Here is a 7,389-nt window from a genome sequence, read left to right as displayed (position 1 = left end):
ATTTGAAATTTATTATTGACTTAAACAAATTTTGATGAATGCAAGAAATAGACAAATCAAATCTAGATTAGTCAATACATCCTACTAACTAAGAGTTTAAAATTGTCAATCTATAATTAGAAAATATATTTTAAATTTATAGTAATACTACTTTTCGTAATTCGCAATTCCCGTTAACTAAGGATTTTAAACTTTTAAAATGCGTGGCTTATTTTAGCTAAACTGTACTAATACAGGACTACGGAAATTTGTGTACCTTTAACAAGTAAAGAGATGTAGCCTGCACCATAGCTAAGGAATGGTTTACCAACCCAAAGTTACTGGGTTTCGACTGGTAAACGGTTAAATGAGAAAAATTTTTGTTCCTTCCCCTTCCCGAGGGAAAGGAGTTTGACCAAATACTACTGTAGAGTCGTTTGATTATCAACATAAATGAATTTACCGGGCTTGGCTAGGCTTGAATTAAAAGATTTTAACTCATTAGTTCATTTTCTTAATTTATCTTAACTTACTCTATCAGGGATTTAACTATAGAAGAATATGCTTAGTCATCCGTCGCAAGAAATACATTTACAAAACACAAACACGTAGAAGTTTGCGTATAATTTTATATTTAATTTTTAATAAAAAAAAACGTCATCCGTCAAAAGAAATACAAATGAACTAAAAAACACGTATAAATTTGCGTATAAGGTTGTGTTTGTTTTATCAAAAAGTAACATTTTACGGAAAATCTATGTAACTATTGATAAATCGCCAGAGGCTAGAAAGGGAGTTTTAAAGGGGTTTAGGCTTAAATTCCTAATCTCTTTTCTCAAGGAATACATACTCAACGCTTAGTCATCTCTCACAGGATATATAAAAAGTGAAGTAACTATGTCTTTATCGTTACAAATTATTGACTCGATGAGTTTTTGATGGCAATATAAAGACCGCTAAACCGTTGTAGCTCGGCTTATGCTACAAAGCAAATTCAAGAGTTAATACGAAAGACAGGCAGTTGCCAATTTGCAAGCACCTGGGCAAAAAAGTAAAAGAATTGTCATCTTTATCAAAAGATTTTCTATTGTAAATTTGGTCATGAAGCTCAGTAGCGATGCCTAGGGCGGGATACGCCACGCAGAATATCAATTTTTCAGAATCACTAAGTTGAAAATACCGCAATAATTATAGAAGCGAAAGAATTGCCAATTTTACCAAAAGATTTATCATTGCAGATATGCTTTTATTGTAGTAGTCAGCAGAAATTAATAACCTCTCCAGGCATTTTAATGAATAGATTGGTGTGATTAAAGACAACTATGTAAAGCTTTGTAAAAATTCTGAGAGATGCTTGAGTTAAGGTTAATTTCTTTTTTACATAGCTTTTTATCATTTAGTTTTATTCCTGCCAACCCACTTAAGTACTGTAGCTGCGAAAAATTTGACACCTTCATCAAAAGATTTTTGATTGCATATCATTTATCATCCCCTCTATTGTGTTTCTTAGAAGCACAGCCTTACTTGCTGTATGCTTTGCAAAAATTTTTTGGTAGTGCGCTCACAACCATCAATCAGTAGCAATCAACCGTTTCTACTATCGATCAAACTCGGTCATAGCTGTGATAAACAACAGAGTTGTTCGTATTAAATATTGCTAGCGCTGTGATTGTAAACTAAAAAGCCTTTGTGTAACTTTATGTAATTAAGTGAAACCATGAGTCAAAACTATACTGGTTCCAACTCTCCTCTCATCACTACTGAGCCATACAAAGAATTTCCAGCAAATAGATATGTAGAATCTTCTCGTCAGCTTGATGAATCGGAGAATAACGGGGGAACTCAGCCTTTTTTAAATGATGAAACACCAGCAACGCTTTCAGTTGCCGATGCGATCGCTCAGATGTTGGTAAATTTGGGAGTAAGCTACGCTTTTGGTGTCGCTGGTGGAGCGATGGCCAGCCTTTGGGGTGCGCTATCAAATAGCAGTATCGAGGTGTTAAACTTCCGTCATGAAGCAGGAGCAGCCTTTGCAGCCACCGAAGCATACTTTGCCAATAATCGCCCCACTGTAGTTTTTACCACAGCCGGGCCGGGGATCACTAACGCGCTGACCGGATTATTTGCAGCTCGTGGTGAAGGTGCAAAGGTGATTTTGTTGTCGGCTTGCACCTCTGCACCACAGCGTGGACGTTGGGCAATTCAAGAAACCAGCACTTATACATTGCCCAGTGGGGGAATTTTTACTTCAGGAGCGCTGTTTAACTATGCAATCACTATTGAATCTGCGGCTCAACTACCGCAGATTTTCCGCAAACTTGCTCTGGCTATGGCGCAACCAGGCGGATTTGTCGCTCATTTGAGTATTCCCACCGCAGTGCAGACAAGTTTAGTTGAGGATATAGCTTTACCCCAACTAGATGTTACTCCGTTTCCGATAACTGCTTCCAAAAAAGCGATCGCTAAATCGGTAGAGTTATTATCATCTGGCCCCTTTGCTATCTGGGTTGGTTTTGGTGCGCGTGAAGCAGCAGAGGAAATCCTTGAACTCGCTGAAAAAACGGGAGCAGCCGTTATGTGTTCCCCCCGTGGTAAAGGTATCTTTCCTGAAGATCATCCCCAGTTTGTCGGTGTCACAGGTTTAGGCGGTCATGCTTCCGTCTTAACTTATATGGAACAGCAACCTCCACTACGCACACTCGTATTAGGAACCCGCCTTGGTGAACCGACTTCCTTCTGGAGTTCGGCGCTAGTTCCAAAAGAAGGTTTCATCCATGTAGATATTGACCCAGAAGTGCCAGGTGTAGCCTATCCACACGTTGAAACTTTCGCAGTTCGCTCTGATATCAAAGCTTTTGTGGAAGAGTTATTGGAGCAATTACCAGATGCTCCTCGTTCCACAACTTTGTCGCTACCTCATCCAGAACGCAAAGCAATTGAACCTGCACCAGACGTAGATTATCCAGTGCGGCCAGAAGTATTGATGGCAGCAATTCAAAAGATAATTGTTGAAGGTAGCGATGCAGTAGTAATGGCGGAGTGTGGTAACTCCTTTACTTGGTCAACCCATCTACTCCAATTTACCGAGACCAATCGTTATCGAGTCAGCACCGGAGTCGGCGCAATGGGTCACGCCGTTACAGGAGTGTTGGGTGCAGCACTAGCAAACAATAGCAAAGCTGTAGGGATTGTCGGCGATGGAGCAATGCTGATGAATAACGAAATCAGCACAGCCGTGAAATACAAAATTCCAGCGATTTGGATTGTCCTCAACGATGCACGTTACAACATGTGCCATCAAGGGATGAAAATCTTGGGATTAAAGGGCGCAGATGCCACACTTCCACCGACAAACTTCGCCATGATTGCTCGTGGAATGGGAGCAGAAGCGATCGTGGTTGTTAGAGAATCGGATATTGAAGCGGCATTAGAACAAGCGATCGCATCATCTGTTCCCTTTCTTATTGATGTAGTCATTGACGCTGACCGACCAGCACCTTCTGGTGGACGTAATAAGAGTTTGGCAGCACAAGGAATTAAATCAAGTCCAGCTAAAAATGGAGCCAAGCAAGTTTCATTCCCAATGGTTTGATTTTGCTAGCAACGCTTGATTTTTTTCTAACGGACCGCAAAGCACGCATTCGCGTAGCGTCTCGTAGAGAAGGACGCAAAGGAAAGATTAAGTAATTTCATGGTGGAAGAGAACAAAACACGGCAGCATCACAATCTTTCAAAAATTCACGACACTGATGCAAAAACCCTTTACAACTCTCTTACCTTCGCGCTCTTTGCGCCCTTTGTGGTTCGTTATCTTATTCCAGCAACTACATTCACCAAAACTGGAACTTCAAATATTTGCTTTCTAACTTCACTCAATCTTAATATTCCAGCCTGCTTTTGTGTCTATATCTTTACATTTTGTAATGCTAATTACTTTCTCTAACCAATACCAAACAATATCGAGAGGTCAAGATGCTGCTATTTGAAACTGTTAGAGAAATGGGTCACGAACAAGTTCTCTTTTGTCATGGTAAAAATCCCGAAATTAAGGCAATTATTGCCATCCATGACACGACCCTGGGCCCAGCAATGGGAGCTACAAGACTCATGCCTTATGTCAACGAAGAAGCTGCTTTAAAAGATGCACTTCGTCTCAGTCGGGGGATGACTTATAAAGCTGCTTGTGCAAACATTCCGGCTGGTGGTGGCAAAGCAGTTATTATTGCTAATCCTGAAAATAAAACAGATGATTTGTTGAGAGCTTACGGACGTTTTGTTAACAGTCTTAATGGGCGTTTTATTACTGGACAAGATGTCAATATTACCCCTAATGATGTCCGAACAATCAGCCAAGAAACGAAACATGTTGTTGGAGTATCAGAAAAATCTGGTGGACCTGCTCCCATCACATCATTAGGAGTTTTTCTAGGAATTAAAGCTGCTGTAAAGTCTCGTTGGCAGAGTGAAAGACTTGATGGCATGAAAGTTGCAGTTCAAGGCTTAGGTAATGTCGGCAAAAATCTCTGTCGCCACTTACACGAGCATGATGTTAAGCTTTTTGTGAGCGACATAGATCCAGCCAAAACGGAAGAAGCAAAACGGCTTTTTGGGGCAACTGTTGTAGAACCAACCGAAATTTACAGCCTTGATGTAGATATTTTTTCCCCTTGCGCTCTTGGAGGAATTCTTAACAGTCATACAATTCCTTTTCTGCAAGCTCAGATTATTGCTGGTGCAGCTAATAATCAATTAGATAATGAGCAATTACATAGTCAAATGCTTACCAAGAAAGGGATTCTCTACAGCCCAGATTATGTAATTAATGCTGGAGGTCTAATCAACGTTTACAACGAAATGATTGGTTATGACGAAGAAAAAGCTTTCAAACAAGTGCATAACATTTATGACACGCTATTAGCAATTTTTGATATTGCCAAAGTTCAGGGAGTTACTACCAATGATGCTGCTAAACGATTAGCAGAAGACCGCATCAAGAATAGTAAGCCCAGCAAGTCTAAAGCGATCGCAGCTTAATTATTATTATCTTAAGGAGTGAAAAGTGGAAAAAAATACTTTTGCAACATCAGCTTACATTGCTACTTCACCGGAGAGTGCATTTGAATATCTTTGTAGTTTAAAAAATCTGGATGAATGGACGCTTTATAGCCGGATGAAAGAGCAAATTGATGAAGATACCTGGCTCGGAACTGCATCGGGTTATCACAAAAATCTCTATTATCACGTTAAAAAGCTCCAAAATCCGCTTTTCTACGGCATTGAATGGCACTGTGGATTAGAGTACCAAAAATATTTTCAAGTTTATCCTGTTTTGCTGTTTCCCACTGACTACATTGAGCCGGGAACAGATGAAAAAGGTGTATATTTTCACTGGTTAAGCTTTGTCGATCCCAAACGGCAGACTCAGATGATTATGCAGGGGATTCATACAGTCCATACTTCTGAATGTCGTTCTCTCAAAGGTAATTTGGAACGAAAAGCTGGTCTGACCTCAGCAGCTAAAGGAAGCCACTTTATCGATACTGACACCATTTATGTTGATGCTCCAATTGAAATCGGTGTTGAATACTTAAAAGACTTACAAAATATAGATGAGTGGGCACATCTGTTACGGCCAAATGGTGATATTACTTCTGAATCAGGTGAATTTAAAGATGAATATGACCAAAAGGTAAAAGTTTCGGTGCGAGTTCATTCTTTGAGTAAATACTACTTACTTGAACAAGAATACTTTTATCCAGAATACGAATATTATCAGCGTTCTGTAGCGTTACTTATTCCAACCGCTTATGCTTTCGCTGACCCCGAAGCTTCTGGTTTCATCCTGCATCGAATCACATTTTGGAAAACAGATGGAACTGTTAGCCACGGCAAACTTCAAATTGAAGACTTTGGCGCTGAGAGCATGAACATCAAACGCTTACTCGAAGGCAAGGCTGGCAACCTCAAATCATTTGATCGAGGAATGAGCTATCTGCCAAAAATTCAAGAGGATTTAGTCATTAGTCATTAGTCATTTGTCATTGGTCAAATAACAAATGACCAATGACAAATGACAAAGAACAAAATATGAAACTGAAGCCATTCACTATTACTATCCTCACTTTTTGTGTTGCCGCTTTTTCTGGAATGAAAGCTGCGTCAGCCGCATCCTTTTCAGTAATCGCCGACGGTCTATATAATGCCGGCGGTCTGAGCTTTAGTCCTGATGGTAATCTCTATGTTACAGAGGCGGGAATAGGGGGAAGTGGCGCTTGCGTTCCACCAGCAAGTGGTCAAGGCGATTCTCTATGCTATGGCACAAGTGGAGCAGTTACCAAAATTGAAAATGGTAAAACCGAACGCATACTTACAGGACTTCCTTCCTTAGCATTACCAGATGGCACTGGAGCCGCTGGCCCTCGTGACATTAAATTTGATGCTACAGGTAAACCTTATGTTTTGATTGGATATGCGGCTAATCCGGCTTTTCGCGATCGCAATTTAGGTTACACTGACCTCGGCAAAATCATCACTCCCGATTTTAAAACCAATTCCTGGACGAGTGTTGCCGATTTAGCTAACTATGAACTCGCCAACAATCCCGATGGTGGTGATCTTGGTAGCAATCCCTTGGGTTTTGTCATAGATGGCAATAAGTTAGTTGCAGTTGATGCAGGTGCAAACAACCTACTCAGCGTTAATACTGACGGGAGAAATTTGCAAGCCATTACCACATTCCCTGAAGACATATTAGCTAATCCCGTCTTCCCACCTTCCGGTTCCCCGTCCAATGAACCGGCGCAAGTGCCATCTCAAGGTGAAGAGGTGCGAGAGCAGTTTGCAACCCAAGCAGTACCTTCAAACGTGGCAAAAGGCCCCGATGGTGCTTATTACGTCAGCCAATTTACTGGTTTTCCCTTTGCTGAAGGTGGGGCAAAAATCTATCGAGTTAGTGCTGATGGTTTACCAACAGTCTTCGCCGATGGTTTTACCCAACTCACCGACTTGGAATTTGATACCGAAGGCAATTTATATGCTTTGCAGTACGCAAATCAGTCAGCTTGGAAGGGTGATTTTGATGGTTCTGTCATCAAAATAGCTGCCGATGGCACTCGCACAACTCTGCTGAGTGGCAATGGATTAGAGTCGCCTAGCGCCTTGACTATTGGTGCTGATGGTGCAGTATACGTCACAAACCGAGGTGATCGCCCTGGATTTGGACAAGTTCTCAAACTTGAGAATACCAAATCTATCCCTGAACCTGATTCTACTTTAGGCGTATTAGCGATCGCAGCCTTGGGTGTTGGTTGGTTGCATAAGAAGAGAATCCCCACACCTCCCATAAATCTGAACTAAAGAGTTTCAAACCAATTGCGCGTTCCTCAAAGACTGGGATTCGTTGTCTTTAAA

4 protein-coding genes are annotated in these 7,389 nt (G+C 41.0%); all 4 read left to right on the top strand.

Annotated features, from left to right (window positions below):
* Positions 1-1,696 precede the first annotated feature (1,696 nt).
* The 4 genes from scyA (at position 1,697) to G1O98_RS22220 (ending at position 7,335) form a co-directional block, all read left to right on the top strand.
* On the top strand, positions 1,697-3,571 hold the full coding sequence (gene scyA, locus G1O98_RS22235; RefSeq protein ID WP_163931918.1) for a scytonemin biosynthesis protein ScyA: 1,875 nt from the start codon (positions 1,697-1,699) through the stop codon (positions 3,569-3,571).
* Between the two features lie 380 nt (positions 3,572-3,951).
* Entirely contained in the window at positions 3,952-5,013 is a 1,062-nt protein-coding gene (gene scyB, locus G1O98_RS22230) for a tryptophan dehydrogenase ScyB (protein WP_163931915.1), read from the top strand.
* 25 nt (positions 5,014-5,038) lie between these two features.
* Positions 5,039-6,010 (top strand): scytonemin biosynthesis cyclase/decarboxylase ScyC, encoded by a 972-nt coding sequence (gene scyC / locus G1O98_RS22225; RefSeq protein ID WP_163931912.1) that lies wholly within the window; start codon positions 5,039-5,041, stop codon positions 6,008-6,010.
* Between the two features lie 56 nt (positions 6,011-6,066).
* Positions 6,067-7,335, top strand: a complete 1,269-nt coding sequence (locus tag G1O98_RS22220) for a ScyD/ScyE family protein (RefSeq protein ID WP_163931922.1) — start codon at positions 6,067-6,069, stop codon at positions 7,333-7,335.
* The last annotated feature ends 54 nt before the right edge of the window (positions 7,336-7,389 follow it).

Source organism: Nostoc sp. UIC 10630 (assembly GCF_010747425.1).
Classification (GTDB): Bacteria; Cyanobacteriota; Cyanobacteriia; order Cyanobacteriales; family Nostocaceae; genus Nostoc.
The sequence above is the reverse complement of the archived record's forward strand: the minus strand, read 5'-3'. Positions and strand labels throughout refer to the sequence as shown.